The organism is Mycolicibacterium sp. XJ879 (genome assembly GCF_053483935.1).
Window position 1 is genome coordinate 88253 of the sequence record NZ_JBEFTH010000001.1, and the last position, 15814, is coordinate 104066.

A 15814-nucleotide genomic window follows, 5' to 3' on the forward strand; every position below is an offset into this window, starting at 1 on the left:
TATGGCGCGGCAGTGTCCGATGTGATGTCACGTGTGGCCCTTCGATGGTGTCAGTGTGAGAATCCCACGCCGACCGTTGTTTCGGTGAGTGGTCCGTCATATCGCCGGGTGAACTGCTCGCCGGGCATCACCCACTGTTCGCCCTGCTCGCCCTGCACCACCCAGTCACCGTAGGCGGCGCGCGCGGGACCTTCGAGTGTGGTGACGGTTTCGCCGTCTTCGGCTCGCCTGGCCTTGACGACACCGCGCCGCTGCCACCGGTCGCCGCCGATGTGCTGGTAGGTGTCGCGGAAGATGTCGTCGCGCACCGACCACCAATCGCCGCCTTCGGCGTCGCGCACGGCCCAGTCGCCCGCCTCGGCGCGCATGATTTCCCCCGAGCCCGTCGTCCAGGTCCACGCGCTGTCGCGCTGTTCGGCGACTACCTGGCCGGTGCGGCGAAAGTGCTTCCATCTATTGTCATTTCGCGGCGGACGGGACCGGTAGCCGAGCTCCCGCAGCTTCGACAGGGTGGCGGCCAGGCTGGCCAGCGCCGCCTTCAGCAGATCCGGATCCGCTTCGATGCGCGACCAATCCACCAGTTTGTCGTGGATTTTGCGGACATCGTCACGCTGCGGGCCGTAGCGCCAGCCCGCGGCACGGTAATAGCGGCACCAGTCCTCGTGTTCGGCGCGTGCCATGGCGATCGCCTTGTCGCGCTCAAAACCCAACAGCCGCAACTGTTCGAGTGGCTGCAAACCGCGAAGGTTGGGCGCTTCGACCTCATCGGTCGTGTCGTTCCACGCGTTCCAGGTGTGCCCGCCGATCTGCTCGACCATCCACAGGGCGTTGCGGACCTGACGTCGATTGGACCCGCGGTAGAACTCGTCGAGCTCGGCCCACGGCCGGCTCGCGGCGCTGCGATGGCCGGCCTCGGCGGCGTAGCGATCGTGGATCAGCCGGGCAGCGCGCTCCCACGCGTCTTGTGCCTGACCATCGGGCAGGTCCATGCTCAGCCGGTAGGTCCGCAACCTGCCGACCAGCGACAGCCGATCTTCGGTGACCCGGGCAGTCGCATCCCACGCGTAGATCGGTGTGGTGGGAAACCGGGCGGCCAGCCGGGTGCCGGTCGTGGTGTCGACAGACGAGGCGGTGGAACTGTCGCGGTCGACGAAAACCACTGCGGTGCCGTCGGCGTCGTCGGCGAGCAACGACGCCAGCAGCGGCACCGATGCCGTCTCGGTTACCGCCTTGACCCGCATGCTGCGTGTCGACAAACCCAGCCGCCGCCGCGACAGCGCGAAATCCTGCTGGTACTCCTCGGCGTTCTCGGCGACGAGGACCAGGCGAGGCAGCGCCTTGGCGTCCGGAGCGGCGTAATAGTCACGCTCCAACTGGCGCTGCGCCATGTTCGAGCACAACGCCAGCGTCAGCGGGGACGTACCACAGATCAGGATCCGCCCGACCCCGTCGGTTGAGATGATCCTGTCCAGCAACCGCCGTGCGGTGACCTCGTACTTGCCGACGGCGTCGGCGGCCCACCGGGTGTCCGAACCGCCGAAATGCTTTGCCCGCCACGCCTCGGCCTGCCACGGGTCATCGATGCGAACGATCAACGGCAGACGCTGTTTTCGGCTGGTCGCGGCCAGCCGATCCGCAATGACCTTCAGCCGCAACAGATTACTCGACGGATCGGACGAGAGTAGATACAGCCGGTCGAGTTTGCGCCACAGGGACAACGCCCGCAGGGTCTCCGGCCGGTCGAAGTCCACCGCGATGACCCGTGCGCCGTGGTTGCGGACCTCGGGCACGCAGGGATGGTCAAGGCTGGTGGTGATCAACACCAGGGTGCTACGTCCCTCCATCGTCCGCGCGATGGCGCTGACCATCGACAGCGTGTCATCGTCGACGTCCACCACCGCGGTGACCGACCGGGCGAAATGCACGCGAAGCCGGTCCGCTCGCGACCGAAACAGCGCCGCCGCCACGCCGACGACGCTGAGGAAGATCGCCGCCAGGGCCGACAGCCGCGCGATCTCCAGCGCCACCGGGGTGGGCGAGGGGCAGGTCTGGCCGCTCAGCGATTGATCGGCCGTGCCGCCCTTGACCACGTAAGCGGTGAACATCAGGGGCCGGAAAAAGCGGGGATGCGCGTCGTCGTGGCAGTCCCAGTACGACGCCAGCCCCAGTGCGGTGCTGATCAGCGCCAGCCCAGCCACGATCGCCACCGGAGCGCCGGGGCGTCGCACCCCCTGCGAACGGACGAGCAGAACTCCGAGCACCACCAGCGCCGTCACCGCGATGGCGATCGTCGGCACCGACCCCGGTTCCCCGAACCACTGCAGCGACGCCGGTGCCCGGTTTCTGAGCTGCGGATCCAGTGCCAGCGCGACGAGATAGCCGAGCAGCAGCGACACGACCACCGCCACGGCGCGTACGGCGGCGACGGCGACGGTGCTGCGCAATGCGACCTCCCCCTCCGGACCTTGGGTAAGTGTCGCCCGAGCCCGCCGCGGACGCTGGAGATTGCGACGAGCGGGCGCGCACCTTAATCGAACAGGTAAGCCTTGCCTAATTGAATACCACGCCTTACATTAGCCGCAAAGATGTCCTCTAAATGGGAGCCGGTGGATGTTGAAAGGTCTCCGCGTCACGGTGGTGTCGGCGCTCGCCGCCGCCACGGTCCTGGCGGGTGTTGTCCCGGTGGCAAATGCTCAACCGGGTTTCGACCAGGATTACGCGATCACCTCCGAGGTGCCGTCGCTGGCCGAGCTCGATGCCCAGATCAGGCTGCTGGTGGCCACGCCGGCGCCGGACTGGGTCAAGGCCGCCCAGCTCGAAGGCGGCGACCGCGCTGTGGTGGTGCCGAAGATGGTCTACCGCGTTGGGTTCTTCCGCCCGCCGCGGGGATCGAGCGTGGTGACCGGCCCGGAGACGCACGAGGGTGATCGCCACACCGCCGTCATCAACGCCAGCAGGCAGGGCGCCCCGACGATCCAGGTACCCGCCGAGTGGCGACGCATCGACGGCCGTTGGAAGCTCGCGAGCAAGTCCCTGTGCAACGGGATCAAGACGCTGGGCCTGCCGATCCCGTGCAACTTCGAGTGACCGAGCGATGATCCAAACCCAGGGATTGGCAAAGGCTTTCGGTGGCCGGCGCGCCATCGACAATGTCGGAGCCGATTTTCCCGCGGGTACCGTCACCGCCCTGCTCGGCCTCAACGGCGCGGGCAAGACGACGCTGCTGCGTCTGATCGCCGGTCTGGACCGGCCCGATGCCGGCTCGGTCGTCGTATGCGGTCGACACCGCCGCGACGAGCCGGGTCTGCTGGGGGTACACCTCGGTCCCGAAGCGATGGACCCCCGCCACACCGTGCTGCGTCACCTGTCCTGGTTGGCCGCGTTGTCCGGGGTGCAGACGGCCCGCGTCGAGCACGCGCTGGCGGAGGTGGGTCTGCAGGACCAACGCTGCGAACGCATCGGCGCCTTGTCGCTGGGGGCGCGGCAGCGGCTGGCGATCGGCTCCGCACTGCTCGGTGAGCCGCGGGCGCTGTTGTTCGACGAGCCCCTCAACGGTCTGGACGTGCCCGGCATCGTCTGGTTCCGGGGGCTTCTGCGCCGCCTCGCCGATGCGGGATGCGCGGTGGTGGTGGCCACGCATCTGCTCGGCGAGGTGACGCTGACCGCGGATCGGATCGCGTTGCTGGTCGACGGACGGTTACGGGCGGTCGGCGAGCTGCAGCAACTGGCTCCCGTCGATGCCGACATCCGGGAATGGCTGGAGGCCACCTTGCTGGAGTGCGCGTGAGCACCGCGCCCACCCTGGTCAGGCGCAGCATGCGGGCGGAGTACATCCGCACCGGCGGACGCAGCCGGCTGTGGGCCGTCGTGATGCCTGCGGCCGCGGCGATACCGATGGCGATCACCTTCGGCATCGCCGCGGTGGCCGAGTCGTTCGCGCGCATCCCCGGACAGATCTCGGTGTTGCAGGTGTCGACCTCGAACGCGGCCTACTGGGTGATCACCATCACCGTTGTGCTGGCCGCTGTCGCCGGTGCCGACGGGCAGGCGACGGAGAACCGGTACCGCACAGGGCAATACGTTCGGCTCGCGATACGACCGGCCTGGCCGGTGCTGGTCGGGCGCTGGCTGTTCTACGGAGCGGTGGCCGCGGCCGCCGCCGCGGTGACCCTGGTCGTGGTGCTGACGCTGTTGCCGCTTATCTCACCGCTGGTGTACGGGAAGGTGTCGGTCACCGATCCGGTCGGGACACGGCTGTTGTGGACAGTGCCTTTGCTGGCGTTTTTCGCGGCGGGCGCCGGGGTGGGCGTCGGTGGGCTCATCCGCTCACCGATCGGTGCGGTGGGCGCGATCCTGCTGTGGGCCTACGCGTTTGAATCCGCCGCGGCGTACCTGCCCAGCGGGGCCTCGCTGCAACGGTTCATGCCGCTGCTCAACGCGGTGTACGGGACGGGCCAGGACAGCGTGCTCACCCCGCCGTGGGGCCAGACCATCGCGCTGCTGTATGCATGCGCTGTGTTCACGGCGATCTTCGTGATCGCCGCCGTCGAAAGGACAATCCGAAATGACTGACAGGCAAACGCTTCCGCTCGCCCAGCGGTCCGACGCCGATCTACCGGGGCACTGGCTGCTCGCGCGCCTGGGCAAGCGGGTGTTGCGCCCCGGCGGCTTGGAACTGACGACGCGGATGCTGGCCGCGGCGCGAGTCGGCGGCGTTGACGTCGTCGAACTCGGCCCCGGGCTGGGGCGCACCGCGCGCGACATCGTCGCCCTCGAGCCGCGGTCCTACGTCGGCGTGGACGACACCGCGGCAGCCACCGAATCGGTGCGCGAGGTGGTCGCGCCGGTCGACGGCACGGTGGTGGTCGCCGATGCCTCGGAGACCGGGCTGCCGGACGCCAGCGCCGATGTGGTGATCGGCGAGGCCATGCTGACCATGCAGGGCGACAAGGCCAAGAGGGCGATCGTCGACGAGGCGTTCCGGGTGCTGCGCCCCGGCGGCCGGTACGCGATCCACGAACTCGGTCTTCAACCGGACACCATCGCACAGGAGGCCAAGGACGAGATCCGGCGCGGCATGTCGCGCGCGATCAAGGTCAACGCCCGCCCGCTCACCGCGGGGGAGTGGGTGCGACTGCTCACCGATGCCGGGTTCACCGACGTCACCGTCGACTACGCCCCGATGGCGCTGCTCAACCCGACCCGGGTGCTTGCGGACGAAGGCCCGCTCGGCGCGTTGCGAATCGTCGGCAACCTGATCCGGAGGCCGGCGGCTCGCCGTCGGGTCCTCGGAATGCGTCGCACCTTCCAGAAGTACCGGGACTCGTTGACCGCGGTATCGGTGGTCGGCGTCGTGCCGACACGGTGAGAGACTGACGTGATGGCAGTGCAGCACCACGGAATCGGTGCACCCTCGCTGCGCGCGGCAGGCCAACAGCGACAGCGGGTTCTGGGCCTGCTGCGGTCCGCGCCCGGACCGGTGGATGTGCGCCACATCGCCGAGGAACTACGCATTCACGTCACCACCGCCCGGTTTCACCTGACCGCCTTGGAGTCTCAGGGCGTCGTCCGGCGCGGCGAAGTCAAGGGCGGACGCGCCGGGCGGCCGCGGCTCACCTATGAACTGGCCCCCCGGCTTGACTACGCCGACATTGTCTCGCTGTTCGCCGCACACCTCGGCGGTACGGCCGAGGAACGCGAACAGCGCGCGCTGCAGATCGGTGCGGATCTCGCGCATCGGGTGCGGGTGGCGCGCAGGTGGGAGGAGACGACGGTGGTCGAGCTGGTGGTTGCGACGCTGGGGGAGTTGGGGTTTCAGGTGCGTTCGGTGCTTGACTCGTTCGGCGAATTGACGGTGCAGATCTGTACCTGCCCGCTGGCCGAGGTCGCCGTGACGGCACCAGAGGTGGTGCGCGGTATCCAACAGGGCTTGATCCAGGAGGTCATCGAGTGCAACGCAGAGGTGATCGGCGAGCGCTACCGTGTGGCCGTCACCCCGGATCCTCACGCGGGTTCGTGCGAGGTCAGCCTGGTGCTTCGCCCGGGGTGATGGTCAACGTGCCGTCGTCGTTGATGGTCCACTGCGGGTTGACGGCGGCCTCCCAGACGTGCCCGTCGAGGTCGGCGAAGTAGCCGGAATACCCGCCCCAGAACACCTTTTCGGCTGGTTTGAGGATGGTGCCTCCGGCAGCCTGCGCCTGAGCGAGCACCGCGTCGACATCGGCCTCGGTGCGCTGGTTGATCGCGATCGTGATACCGCTGAACCTGCCGTCGATGCGATGGTGGGCGTCTTCGGCGAGGTCGTCGCGACCGAACAGAGCCAGCGCGACACCCGGCAACTGGTAGAAGACCACACCCTCGGCCGACTGGGTGGGCGTCCACCCCAGGCCCTCTTCGTAGAAGCGGCGGGCCCGCGCCAGATTGTCGACTCCGAGCGTGATCAGGCTGATGCGTTGTTCCACACCGGGCACGTTACGCGCGGCCGGTGACAAGTCGTGGGGCTACTTGACGGTGTGCTGCGGGCCCTGGGCCTTCTTGTAGAGCGCCTTGAGCATCCGGTCACGGAACGCGACGTTGTCGATGAGCTTGATACCGGCGTTGGCGACCTTCGGGTAGCCCAGCATCTTGTGGAAGTAGCGGCCCCGCCGGTACTCCCGGCCCCACGCCGCTTCCATCCGCTGCGCATAGTTGGTGAAGTCGTCAGGCCCGCTGTTGGTCAGCGCGGCGATCGCGCATTCGCCTGCGGCCAAACCGGATTCGAGCGCCTTGGAGATACCGGCACCCGAGGCCGGCTTGCCCGCGCCCAGCGAATCCCCGGTGAACAGCACCCCGGGACGCCACGGCGGCCAGGCGGTGAAGCCCATGGGCAGCCGCCAGGCGCGCACGCTCTTGTTCTTCTTGAGTTCCTCGATCGGCGGCAGTTCCCACTCCGGCGGCAGCGTGCGCAGGAACTCGCCGAGGAACTTCGTCGCGTTGATCGACTGCCAGTTCTTGTAGCTGTTGACATAACCGAGCCCGATGTTGAACACGCCGTTACCCATCGGGAACACCCAGCCGTAGCCCGGCAACTGGTCACCTTCGAAGGCCAGCTTCAGGTAGATGTCGAGGCTGTCGGAGTCGGGCCGGTTGGCGGGCATCTCCGAGCGGATCGCGATCGCCGAATAGCCGTTGTACTCCGAATCGATCTTCAGCGCCCGCTTGATCGGGGAGTAGGCGCCATCGGCGGCGATCACCGCGTCGCCGTAGACCTTCTCGCCGCTCTTGAGCGTGACGCCGACCACCCGTCCGTTCTCCACGATCGGGGCGCTCACCTCTGCGCCCTGGCGCACCTCGGCGCCGGCAGATTCGGCGTGTTTGAGCAGCACCGTGTCCAGGTGTGTGCGGCTCACGGTGTGACCGTGGTCGGGCATGCCGGGACGCCGGGGAAACGACAGCTCCCACTGGCTGGGGCTGAACACCGTGACGCGGTTGACGCGATGAAAGGTGGCGACCTCGTCGGCCAGACCCATTTTCTGCAGGTAGCTGACCGCGCGGGCGGTCAGGCCGTCGCCGCACGGCTTGTCGCGGGGAAACTCGGCCTTGTCCAAGACCACTACCTTCGCGCCGGTCTGCGCGGCCTGCCACGCCGCCGCCGAGCCCGACGGCCCGCCACCGGCAATGACCAGGTCGTATCGCTGCGTCATGAATCTCGTCTCGTCGATCGGTTGTCGCCGCGATATTACCCGCGTCGGCGCCGTCCTTCTCGGCGGAGGACCGGGGCGCTACGCCGCTGCACCGGTGCCGTTTCGTGGTCGTCCCCGGCATGGTCTGAGCAGGTCAGCCGGTGCGAGCGGTACAGTGATCGGGTGCGACGAGGGGCGAGGCCGCGCGCGGCCGGCGAAGCGGGTGTCAAGGTCGACGCCCGCAGCGAACGCTGGCGTGAGCACCGCAAAAAGGTGCGAGCCGAGATCGTCGACGCCGCGTTCCGCGCCATCGACCGCCTCGGACCCAATGTGAGCGTGCGGGAGATCGCCGAGGAGGCCGGGACGGCCAAGCCCAAGATCTACCGCCATTTCGTCGACAAGTCCGACATGTTCGCCCAGATCGGCGAGCGGATGCGCGACATGTTGTGGGCGGCGATCATCCCGTCGATCAACGTGGAGACCGACTCCGCCCGCGAGATCGTCGGCCGCGGTGTGCAGCACTACGTCGAACTGGTCGACCAGCACCCCAACGTCGTGCGGTTTCTGCTGCAGGGCCGCTTCGCCGACCAGTCCGCGGCCGCGATGACGACCGTCAACAAGGGCCGCGACATCACGCTGGCTGTCGCCGACATCATCAGCAGCGAGCTCGAGGAGATGGCCCTGGACCCGGCCGCGTTCGAGTTGGCGGCGTTCGCGATCTTCGGAACCGCGGCCTCGGCGACCGACTGGTGGCTGGGTGCCGACGACGCCAGCCCGCGTCGCATGCCCGCCGATGAGTTCATCGCGCACATGACGACGATCATGATGGGCGCGATCAACGGCACCGCGGAGTTGCTCGGCGTCAAAATCGACGTCAACGAGCCGCTGCACACTGCGGTGCGCCAGCAACCCGTCGCCTGACTCACCCCTCCCGCCGAACGTGGGTTACCCGCACGCCTCTGGCCGCTGGAGCGTGCGTCAATCCCACTCTCGACCCGCCCTCGACGATTGACACCCGGGCCCGCGGCCCGGAAACTTGAGGTAAGTACCCGGTACCGGCGTTCCCAGGAAAGAGGTCAATGATGACGGTGGCCGAGCAGGCGGACCAGACAACGGCCGCTAAACCCGTGCACACCCGCACGTTGATCATCGGTACCGGATTCTCCGGTCTGGGGATGGGCATCGAACTGCAGAAGCAAGGTGTGGAGTTCCTGATCCTGGAGAAGGCCGACGAGATCGGGGGCACCTGGCGCGACAACACCTATCCGGGATGCGCGTGTGACATCCCGTCGCACATGTACTCGTTCTCGTTTGAGCCCAAGCCCGACTGGAACCACATGTGGTCCTACCAGCCCGAGATCTTCGACTACCTCAAGGGAGTGGCCGATAAGTACGGGCTGCGTCGGCATATCCGATTCAACCAACACGTCGACCGCGCACACTGGGACGACGCGGAAATGCGCTGGCATGTGTTCACCAAGGACGGCCGGGAGTACGTCGCGCAGTTCGTGGTGTCCGGTGCCGGCGGATTGCACATCCCGATGATCCCCGACTTCGAGGGACTCGACGAATACCAAGGTGCGGCTTTTCATTCCGCGGAGTGGGACCACAGCGTCGACCTCACCGGTAAACGCGTCGCGGTGATCGGCACCGGCGCCAGCGCGATCCAGATCGTGCCCGAGATCGTCAAAGATGTTGCCGCGCTGCAGCTGTATCAGCGCACCCCGGCGTGGGTGATGCCGCGCCCGAACAACCCCATCCCGGAGTGGATGCAGCGGATGTTCACCAAGGTTCCGGGCACCCGCCAACTGCTGCGCGCGGCCATCTACTGGGGCCACGAAGCCGTCGGTTTCGCGATGACGCGCCAGCCCCGGCTGCTGAAAATTGGTGAGCTGCTGGGTAAATGGAACATCAACCGGTCGATCAAGGACCCTGAGTTGCGCCGCAAACTGACTCCGGACTACCGGGCCGGCTGTAAGCGGATCCTCAACTCTGACACCTATTACCGCGGTATCGCCAACCCGAAGACCGAGGTGATCACCGACGGTATCGCGCGGTTCACGCCACGGGGCATCGCCACGGCCGACGGCACCGAAAGGGAAGCTGACGTCGTCGTCTTCGGCACCGGCTTTCATGTGACCGACTCGTACACCTACGTCAACATCAAGGGTCCTGGCGGCGAGGACCTGGTGGACCGGTGGACTAGGGAGGGCATCGCGGCGCTGCGCGGCATCACGGTCGCCGACATGCCCAACGTGTTTTTCCTGCTCGGCCCGAACACTGCGCTGGGGCATAACTCGGTGGTGTTCATGATCGAGTCGCAGATCCGGTACGCCGCCCAGGCCATCGCCGCCGTCGACCGGGCCGGCGCGCAGGCGTTGGCGCCGACCCGCGAAGCGCAGGACCGCTACAACGACAAGCTGCAGGACGAGCTGGCGGACACGGTGTGGAGCACCGGCGGTTGCAGCAGCTGGTATCTCGACGAGCACGGCGTCAACCGGACGCTGTGGAGCGGGATGACGTGGCAATACTGGCTGGCCACCCGCCGATTCGACCCGTCGGAGTACCGCTTCTTGGACCGGCCGCGCGACACGCCAACACAAGATGTCGCGGTCCCAAACGTTATCGCCCCCCAGGGGTAGTGTCCGGGGCATAGATTTCTAACGGGTTTCCAACGTTGCTAGGTGGGTGCTGTGAGCGAAGGCGTGAAGCTGATCGATCGGGTCTCGGCGATCAACTGGAACCGAGTGCAAGATGAGAAGGATGCCGAGGTCTGGCACCGGCTGACCGGTAACTTCTGGCTGCCGGAAAAGGTGCCGGTGTCCAACGACATCCCGTCGTGGAACACGCTGACGCCCCCCGAAAAGCAACTCACCATGCGGGTGTTCACCGGTCTGACGCTGCTGGACACGATCCAGGGCACCGTAGGCGCGGTCAGCCTGATCGCCGACGCGATGACCCCGCACGAGGAAGCGGTCTACACCAACATCGCGTTCATGGAGTCGGTGCACGCCAAGAGCTACAGCAACATCTTCTCCACGCTGTGCTCGACGGCTGAGATCGACGATGCGTTCCGCTGGTCGGAGGAGAACCCGAACCTGCAGCGCAAGGCCGAGATCGTCATGCAGTACTACAAGGGTGACGAGCCGCTCAAGCGCAAGGTGGCCTCCACGCTGCTGGAGAGCTTCCTGTTCTACTCGGGCTTCTATCTGCCGATGTACTGGTCCAGCCGCGCCAAGCTGACCAACACCGCCGACATGATCCGGCTGATTATCCGCGACGAGGCCGTGCACGGCTACTACATCGGCTACAAGTACCAGCGTGGTCTGGCCGCCGAGGACGCCGCCAAGCAGCAGGAGCTCAAGGACTACACCTACGAGTTGCTGTTCGAGCTCTACGACAACGAGGTCGAGTACACCCAGGACCTCTACGACGAGGTCGGCTTGACCGAGGACGTCAAGAAGTTCTTGCGCTACAACGCCAACAAGGCGCTGATGAACCTCGGCTACGAGGCGCTGTTCCCGCGCGACGAGACCGACGTCAACCCGGCGATCCTGTCGGCGCTGAGCCCCAACGCCGATGAGAACCACGACTTCTTCTCGGGCTCGGGGTCCAGCTACGTGATCGGCAAGGCGGTCAACACCGAAGACGAGGACTGGGACTTTTAAGGTTCAGCCGTTCTTGTGCGGCATGAACTCCTGCGCCTTGGTCTTGAGGCCGGTCACGATGAAACCCCAGCGGTCTTCGTCACCCTTCAGCACCGCCGTGGCGGCCGCCTTGGCTTGATCCCACTCCGCGTGCGGCGGAATCGGCGGCATGTCCGGGTCGGTGAACACGTCGAGAACCGTCGGCCGGTCCGCGGACAACGCATCGCGCCAGGCATCGGGTAGTTCTTCGGGGTCTTTGATCACCATCGCGTTCAACCCGAGGCCGGCCGCGAATGCGGCGTAGTCGACATCCGGAAGCGACTGGGACTCAACGAACTTGGGCGCACCGGCCATCGCGCGCATTTCCCACGTCACCTGGTTCAGGTCGTTGTTGTGCAGGATCGCGACGATCAGCCGGGGATCGCCCCACTCCTGCCAGTACCGCTTGACCGTGATCAGTTCGGCCAACCCGTTCATCTGCATGGCGCCGTCGCCCTCGAACACGATGACGGGCCGTCCGGGTTCGGCGAATTTGGCACCGATGCCGTAGGGCACCCCGGGCCCCATCGTCGCGAGCGTGCCCGACAACGACCCGCGGATGTCGTCGCGGAAACGCAACATCCGCGCATACCAGTTGGCCGCGGAGCCGGAGTCTGCGGTGACGATCGCGTTGCCGGGAAGCTGCGGGGACAACTCGGCGAAAAGCCGCAACGGGTTGATCGCGTCCGTGGAGACCATGGCCTCCTTGTGCATGGTCTCCCACCACCGCGCCACCGTCGACTCGACCGTTTCCCGCCACGACCGGTCCTGTTTGCGCTCCAGATGCGGGATCAGCGCGCGCAACGCGGCCTTGGCGTCGGCCACCACATTGACCTCATACGGGTACCGCATGCCGATCAGCTTGGGGTCGATGTCGATCTGCACGGCGCGGGCCTGGTCGAACGCCGGCAGGAACTGCGAATAGGGGAAGCTTGAACCGATGGTCAGCAGCGTGTCGCAGTCGCGCATCAACTCATAGGACGGCCGAGTGCCCAGCAGCCCGATTGCGCCTGTGACCCAAGGCAATTCGTCGGAGAGCACGTCCTTACCCAGCAACGCCTTCGCCGCGCCCGCGCCCAGCAAGTCGGCCACCGCCGCGACCTCCTCGTGCGCTCCGCGCGCACCCGCGCCGACCAGGATCGCCACCTTCTCACCCGCGTTGAGCACTTCGGCCGCACGCGCGATCGCCGCATCGTCGGGCGCCGGCATCGGCCACTCGATACCGAGGCTCGACGGCACCATCTTGAACTTGTGCGTCGGCGGCGAGTACTCGAGTTCCTGCACGTCGCCGGGAATGATCACCGCGGTGGGCGCCTGCTCGCTGAGTGCGACGCGGATCGCGCGGTCCAACACGTTGGGCAACTGTTCGGGCACCGTCACCATCTGGACGTAGTCGCTGGCGACGTCCTTGTAGAGGCTGAGCAGGTCGACCTCCTGCTGATAGGAGCCACCGATCGCGGTGCGGTCGGTCTGACCGACGATGGCGACGACGGGAACATGGTCGAGTTTCGCGTCGTAGAGCCCGTTGAGCAGATGGATGGCGCCCGGCCCCGACGTCGCCATGCAGACGCCGACCTTGTGGCCGAACTTCGCGTAGCCGACGGCCTCGAACGCGCTCATCTCCTCATGTCGGGACTGGATGAACCGCGGGTTGTTGTCGGCGCGGCCGAACGCCGCCAAAATCCCATTGATCCCGTCGCCGGGGTAGCCGAAGACGTGCTCGACGTTCCACGCGCGCAACCGGTCGAGCAGGAAATCGGCGACATTCTGGTTGGCCATGAAGTCTCCCTTCGATTCGGGCGTATTTCATCGACCGCTGCGCGCCACGCGCGCGACGGGCCGGGTCACCCTCGCTCATCTCGTACCCCTTCGGCGCTGGCCCATACCCGAGGATTTCTGTGCACCGGCTGGGAACCAGCTGAGGGTGTCTTCTGGCCGATGGTTGCGATGGCGCAAATTCTGTGAAGACCGTGCCTCACAACGCAGTTCAGCTGTCGAGCGAAGGCGACCCGGATTGTGCGCGAGACACGCCGGCCAGCCGTGTTTAGAGATAGATCTGCCGGTCTACAGAAGAAGTACGCGGCGATCGAGGAGTGGCTGATGCCTGAAGTGGAATTGCATCACGACGGACATCCGGAGTTTCGGCGCAAAGTTCGCTTCGACTGGTCGAATCTGCCCGTGCACTGGGTACCGGGCAACCCCTTCTGCACGCACATGGTCAACGTCCTGCACCTGCTGCTGCCCGAGGGGGAGCGCCACTTCATCAAGGCGGTGCTGGAAGCGTCGTCGCAGGTCGACGATCCCGAACTGGAAGCCGCTATCAAACCGTTCATCCAGCAGGAGTCCTGGCATGCGTGGGCGCACCAGGTGGTGTTGGACCGGCTGGCCGAACAGGGCATCGACACCGCGGGCTACACCGACCGCCTGGGACGGACGTTGTCGGTGACGCTCGGCGATCCGCCGAGGTTCTTCCCGGCCCCGCTGAAACGGTGGTGGTTGTATCGGCGCTTGGCCGACGTGGCGGCCCTCGAACACTTCACCGCGGTGCTGGGCCAGTGGATCCTGCAGAACAAGGGCCTGGAGAACGCGGGCGCGCACCCGGAGATGCTCGATTTGCTGCGCTGGCACGGCGCCGAGGAGGTCGAGCACCGTTCACTGGTGTTCGACGTCTACCAAAACGTGTGCGGGAGCTATTGGATCAGGGCGTTTTCCATGATGATGACCGCGCCGCTGTTCGTCGGTTGGTGGATTGCCGGCGCACGCTATCTCATGGCCCACGACGAATCGATCGATACGAAATGGCGCTGGCGGGACTGGCGGCGCGCCGCGCGCAAGGACCTGCTGCCGGACCCGTGGCACTTCCTGGTGGCTGTCCCGCTGCGATACATGCGTCGCGGGCACCACCCCGGTCCCGAGGCCGACACCCAGATGGCGCTGGATTACCTCGCGTACTCGCCGGCGGCGCGGGACGCCCGTGAACGCGCCTCAGCACACGAGCGGAAGGCCGCGGTGCAGGCGGCCCACAGCTAGATAGGAGCGACGGATGAAGGTTTATGTCGACCTCGACACCTGCGACGGCAACGGGGTCTGCATGAGCATCTGCCGCGAGGTGTTCGACGTCCGCGAGGACGGTCTTCACCTCCTGCAGGAGCAGCCAGACGAGGACCTGCAACAGAAGCTGGTCGGCGCGCAAGTGTCGTGTCCCACCCGTGCGATCACGGTGCAGGACTGACCCGTGTCGCCGGATCGTTCGCTGCGCAAGGTGGCCGTCGTCGGCGCCGGAGTCGCCGGCGCCATGGCGGCGCAAACACTGCGGACCGAGGGCTACGACGGTGAGCTGACGCTGATCGGCGCCGAACGGTACGCGCCCTACCACCGGCCGCCGCTATCGAAGAAGCTGCTCACCGGCGAGGTGCACCGGGCGGGTATCGACATGGCGCCGCAGAACGAGTTCAGCGCGCGGGTGCTGCGCGGCGCCAGCGCCGTCGGAGTCGACATGGCGTCGCGCACTGTCGCGGTGCGCGACGACGGCCAGGAGCGGTCCGTAAAGTTCGACGGCCTCGTGATCACCAGCGGTGCCGACGCCCGCCGCTGGCCCGGTGGCCCAGTGCCCGACGGCGTGCTGGCGCTGCGCACAGTCGACGACTGCCTGGCGATTCGCTCCAAACTCGGCAAGCGCTCCCGCGTCGTGGTGATCGGCGGCGGGTTCATCGGCACCGAGGTCGCGGCGAGCCTGAACTCGTTGGAGCACAAAATCACTCTGCTTTCCCGAACCGAATCGCTGCTGCAGGCGGCACTCGGTGTGGAGATGGGAAACTGCTGGACCGATCTGCATCGCCGGCACGGCGTGGACGTGCGCGTCGGCGTCGACGTCGACGGGTTCATCGGCGACGAGCATGTGAAGGCTGTCCGGCTGAGCGACAAGTCGAAGATCAAGGCCGACCTGGTGCTCATCGGGCTCGGGGTCGAGCCGGTCACCGACTGGCTACAGGGCTCCGGCATCAAAATCGACAACGGTGTGGTGTGCGACGCCACCGGCGCCGCGCAGGGCGTGACCGGCGTCGTGGCCGCAGGCGATGTCGCGCGCTGGTGGCATCCGCTCTACCAGCAGCATCTGCGGATCGAGCACTGGGACCACGCCTCCCGCCAAGGGATCACTGCGGCACGGAATCTGCTGGTCGGGCCCGGCGACGCCCAGGAGTACGACGCAGTCCCGTACTTCTGGTCCGACCAATACGATGTCAAGCTCCAAATAGTAGGTGTGCCAACAGGATACGATTCCGTCGCGGTCGTCGAGGGTGATTTGGGCGCCCGGCAGTTCGTTGCCGCATACGGTAAGCAGGGACGCACGATCGCGGTGCTCGGCACCATCCCGGACCGGGTGCACGAGTACCGAGAAGTCATCGCCGACGGTGCCGCCTTTCCCCCGCGCTGTCAGATGCAGTCCGCCTAGCGGCCCGCCCGGAC

15 protein-coding genes are annotated in these 15814 nt (G+C 66.7%); 11 read left to right on the forward strand and 4 right to left on the reverse strand.

Going from position 1 to position 15814, the window contains the following annotated elements; genetic code table 11:
• Nucleotides 1–50: 50 nt before the first annotated feature.
• The gene (locus ABQF13_RS00425) at nucleotides 51–2444 is read right to left on the reverse strand and encodes a hypothetical protein (RefSeq protein ID WP_448390682.1); all 2394 of its coding nucleotides are present in this window, start codon (nucleotides 2442–2444) and stop codon (nucleotides 51–53) included.
• A 166-nt stretch (nucleotides 2445–2610) separates the two neighbouring features.
• Between ABQF13_RS00425 and ABQF13_RS00430 the strand changes: the two genes are divergently transcribed.
• From ABQF13_RS00430 to ABQF13_RS00450, 5 genes are read left to right on the forward strand one after another with little or no spacing between them, the layout of a single operon-like run.
• The gene (locus ABQF13_RS00430) at nucleotides 2611–3087 is read left to right on the forward strand and encodes an MTB12 C-terminal domain-containing protein (protein WP_448390683.1); all 477 of its coding nucleotides are present in this window, start codon (nucleotides 2611–2613) and stop codon (nucleotides 3085–3087) included.
• A gap of 7 nt (nucleotides 3088–3094) precedes the next feature.
• Entirely contained in the window at nucleotides 3095–3787 is a 693-nt protein-coding gene (locus ABQF13_RS00435; protein WP_448390684.1) for an ABC transporter ATP-binding protein, read from the forward strand.
• A 29-nt stretch (nucleotides 3788–3816) separates the two neighbouring features.
• Nucleotides 3817–4572 carry an ABC transporter permease gene (locus tag ABQF13_RS00440; protein WP_448391354.1) on the forward strand — a complete coding sequence of 252 codons (756 nt, stop codon included), beginning with the start codon at nucleotides 3817–3819 and terminating at the stop codon, nucleotides 4570–4572.
• Nucleotides 4565–5368, forward strand: coding sequence for a class I SAM-dependent methyltransferase (locus ABQF13_RS00445; protein ID WP_448390685.1), 804 nt, complete (start codon nucleotides 4565–4567; stop codon nucleotides 5366–5368). The genes ABQF13_RS00440 and ABQF13_RS00445 overlap by 8 nt, the downstream gene beginning before the upstream one ends.
• Before the next feature lie 12 nt (nucleotides 5369–5380).
• Complete coding sequence (locus ABQF13_RS00450) at nucleotides 5381–6049, forward strand: helix-turn-helix transcriptional regulator (RefSeq protein WP_448390686.1); 669 nt, start codon at nucleotides 5381–5383, stop codon at nucleotides 6047–6049.
• Here the strand turns inward: ABQF13_RS00450 and ABQF13_RS00455 are convergent.
• Both ABQF13_RS00455 and ABQF13_RS00460 read right to left on the reverse strand, forming a co-directional pair.
• Nucleotides 6024–6461 (reverse strand): VOC family protein, encoded by a 438-nt coding sequence (locus ABQF13_RS00455; RefSeq protein ID WP_448390687.1) that lies wholly within the window; start codon nucleotides 6459–6461, stop codon nucleotides 6024–6026. The genes ABQF13_RS00450 and ABQF13_RS00455 overlap by 26 nt on opposite strands.
• A 39-nt stretch (nucleotides 6462–6500) precedes the next feature.
• Nucleotides 6501–7682 (reverse strand): geranylgeranyl reductase family protein, encoded by a 1182-nt coding sequence (locus ABQF13_RS00460; RefSeq protein ID WP_448390688.1) that lies wholly within the window; start codon nucleotides 7680–7682, stop codon nucleotides 6501–6503.
• 162 nt (nucleotides 7683–7844) lie between these two features.
• Here ABQF13_RS00460 and ABQF13_RS00465 point away from each other — a divergent pair, with 162 nt between their 5' ends.
• The 3 genes from ABQF13_RS00465 to nrdF all read left to right on the forward strand — a co-directional run bounded on the left by ABQF13_RS00465 (nucleotide 7845) and on the right by nrdF (nucleotide 11329).
• The gene (locus ABQF13_RS00465) at nucleotides 7845–8582 is read left to right on the forward strand and encodes a TetR/AcrR family transcriptional regulator (RefSeq protein WP_448390689.1); all 738 of its coding nucleotides are present in this window, start codon (nucleotides 7845–7847) and stop codon (nucleotides 8580–8582) included.
• A gap of 161 nt (nucleotides 8583–8743) precedes the next feature.
• Nucleotides 8744–10303 carry a flavin-containing monooxygenase gene (locus tag ABQF13_RS00470; protein WP_448390690.1) on the forward strand — a complete coding sequence of 520 codons (1560 nt, stop codon included), beginning with the start codon at nucleotides 8744–8746 and terminating at the stop codon, nucleotides 10301–10303.
• A 51-nt stretch (nucleotides 10304–10354) separates the two neighbouring features.
• Nucleotides 10355–11329 (forward strand): class 1b ribonucleoside-diphosphate reductase subunit beta, encoded by a 975-nt coding sequence (nrdF, locus tag ABQF13_RS00475; RefSeq protein WP_448390691.1) that lies wholly within the window; start codon nucleotides 10355–10357, stop codon nucleotides 11327–11329.
• Nucleotides 11330–11332: 3 nt separating this feature from the next.
• Here the strand turns inward: nrdF and ABQF13_RS00480 are convergent, their stop codons facing one another.
• Nucleotides 11333–13126 carry a thiamine pyrophosphate-requiring protein gene (locus ABQF13_RS00480; protein WP_448390692.1) on the reverse strand — a complete coding sequence of 598 codons (1794 nt, stop codon included), beginning with the start codon at nucleotides 13124–13126 and terminating at the stop codon, nucleotides 11333–11335.
• A gap of 321 nt (nucleotides 13127–13447) precedes the next feature.
• On the opposite strand from ABQF13_RS00480, the gene ABQF13_RS00485 reads away from it, so the two are divergent.
• From ABQF13_RS00485 to ABQF13_RS00495, 3 genes are read left to right on the forward strand one after another with little or no spacing between them, the layout of a single operon-like run.
• On the forward strand, nucleotides 13448–14377 hold the full coding sequence (locus ABQF13_RS00485; protein WP_448390693.1) for a metal-dependent hydrolase: 930 nt from the start codon (nucleotides 13448–13450) through the stop codon (nucleotides 14375–14377).
• A gap of 13 nt (nucleotides 14378–14390) precedes the next feature.
• Entirely contained in the window at nucleotides 14391–14579 is a 189-nt protein-coding gene (locus ABQF13_RS00490; protein WP_448390694.1) for a ferredoxin, read from the forward strand.
• A 3-nt stretch (nucleotides 14580–14582) separates the two neighbouring features.
• On the forward strand, nucleotides 14583–15800 hold the full coding sequence (locus tag ABQF13_RS00495; protein ID WP_448390695.1) for an NAD(P)/FAD-dependent oxidoreductase: 1218 nt from the start codon (nucleotides 14583–14585) through the stop codon (nucleotides 15798–15800).
• The last annotated feature ends 14 nt before the right edge of the window (nucleotides 15801–15814 follow it).

Bases quoted from the DNA above. Each gene is read 5' to 3' on its own strand.
- ABQF13_RS00430 (WP_448390683.1), top strand. From the start codon at position 2,611: ATGTTGAAAGGTCTCCGCGTCACGGTGGTGTCGGCGCTCGCCGCCGCC.
- ABQF13_RS00435 (WP_448390684.1), top strand. From the start codon at position 3,095: ATGATCCAAACCCAGGGATTGGCAAAGGCTTTCGGTGGCCGGCGCGCC.
- ABQF13_RS00440 (WP_448391354.1), top strand. From the start codon at position 3,817: ATGCGGGCGGAGTACATCCGCACCGGCGGACGCAGCCGGCTGTGGGCC.
- ABQF13_RS00445 (WP_448390685.1), top strand. From the start codon at position 4,565: ATGACTGACAGGCAAACGCTTCCGCTCGCCCAGCGGTCCGACGCCGAT.
- ABQF13_RS00450 (WP_448390686.1), top strand. From the start codon at position 5,381: ATGGCAGTGCAGCACCACGGAATCGGTGCACCCTCGCTGCGCGCGGCA.
- ABQF13_RS00460 (WP_448390688.1), bottom strand. From the start codon at position 7,682: ATGACGCAGCGATACGACCTGGTCATTGCCGGTGGCGGGCCGTCGGGC.
- ABQF13_RS00470 (WP_448390690.1), top strand. From the start codon at position 8,744: ATGACGGTGGCCGAGCAGGCGGACCAGACAACGGCCGCTAAACCCGTG.
- ABQF13_RS00480 (WP_448390692.1), bottom strand. From the start codon at position 13,126: ATGGCCAACCAGAATGTCGCCGATTTCCTGCTCGACCGGTTGCGCGCG.
- ABQF13_RS00485 (WP_448390693.1), top strand. From the start codon at position 13,448: ATGCCTGAAGTGGAATTGCATCACGACGGACATCCGGAGTTTCGGCGC.
- ABQF13_RS00490 (WP_448390694.1), top strand. From the start codon at position 14,391: ATGAAGGTTTATGTCGACCTCGACACCTGCGACGGCAACGGGGTCTGC.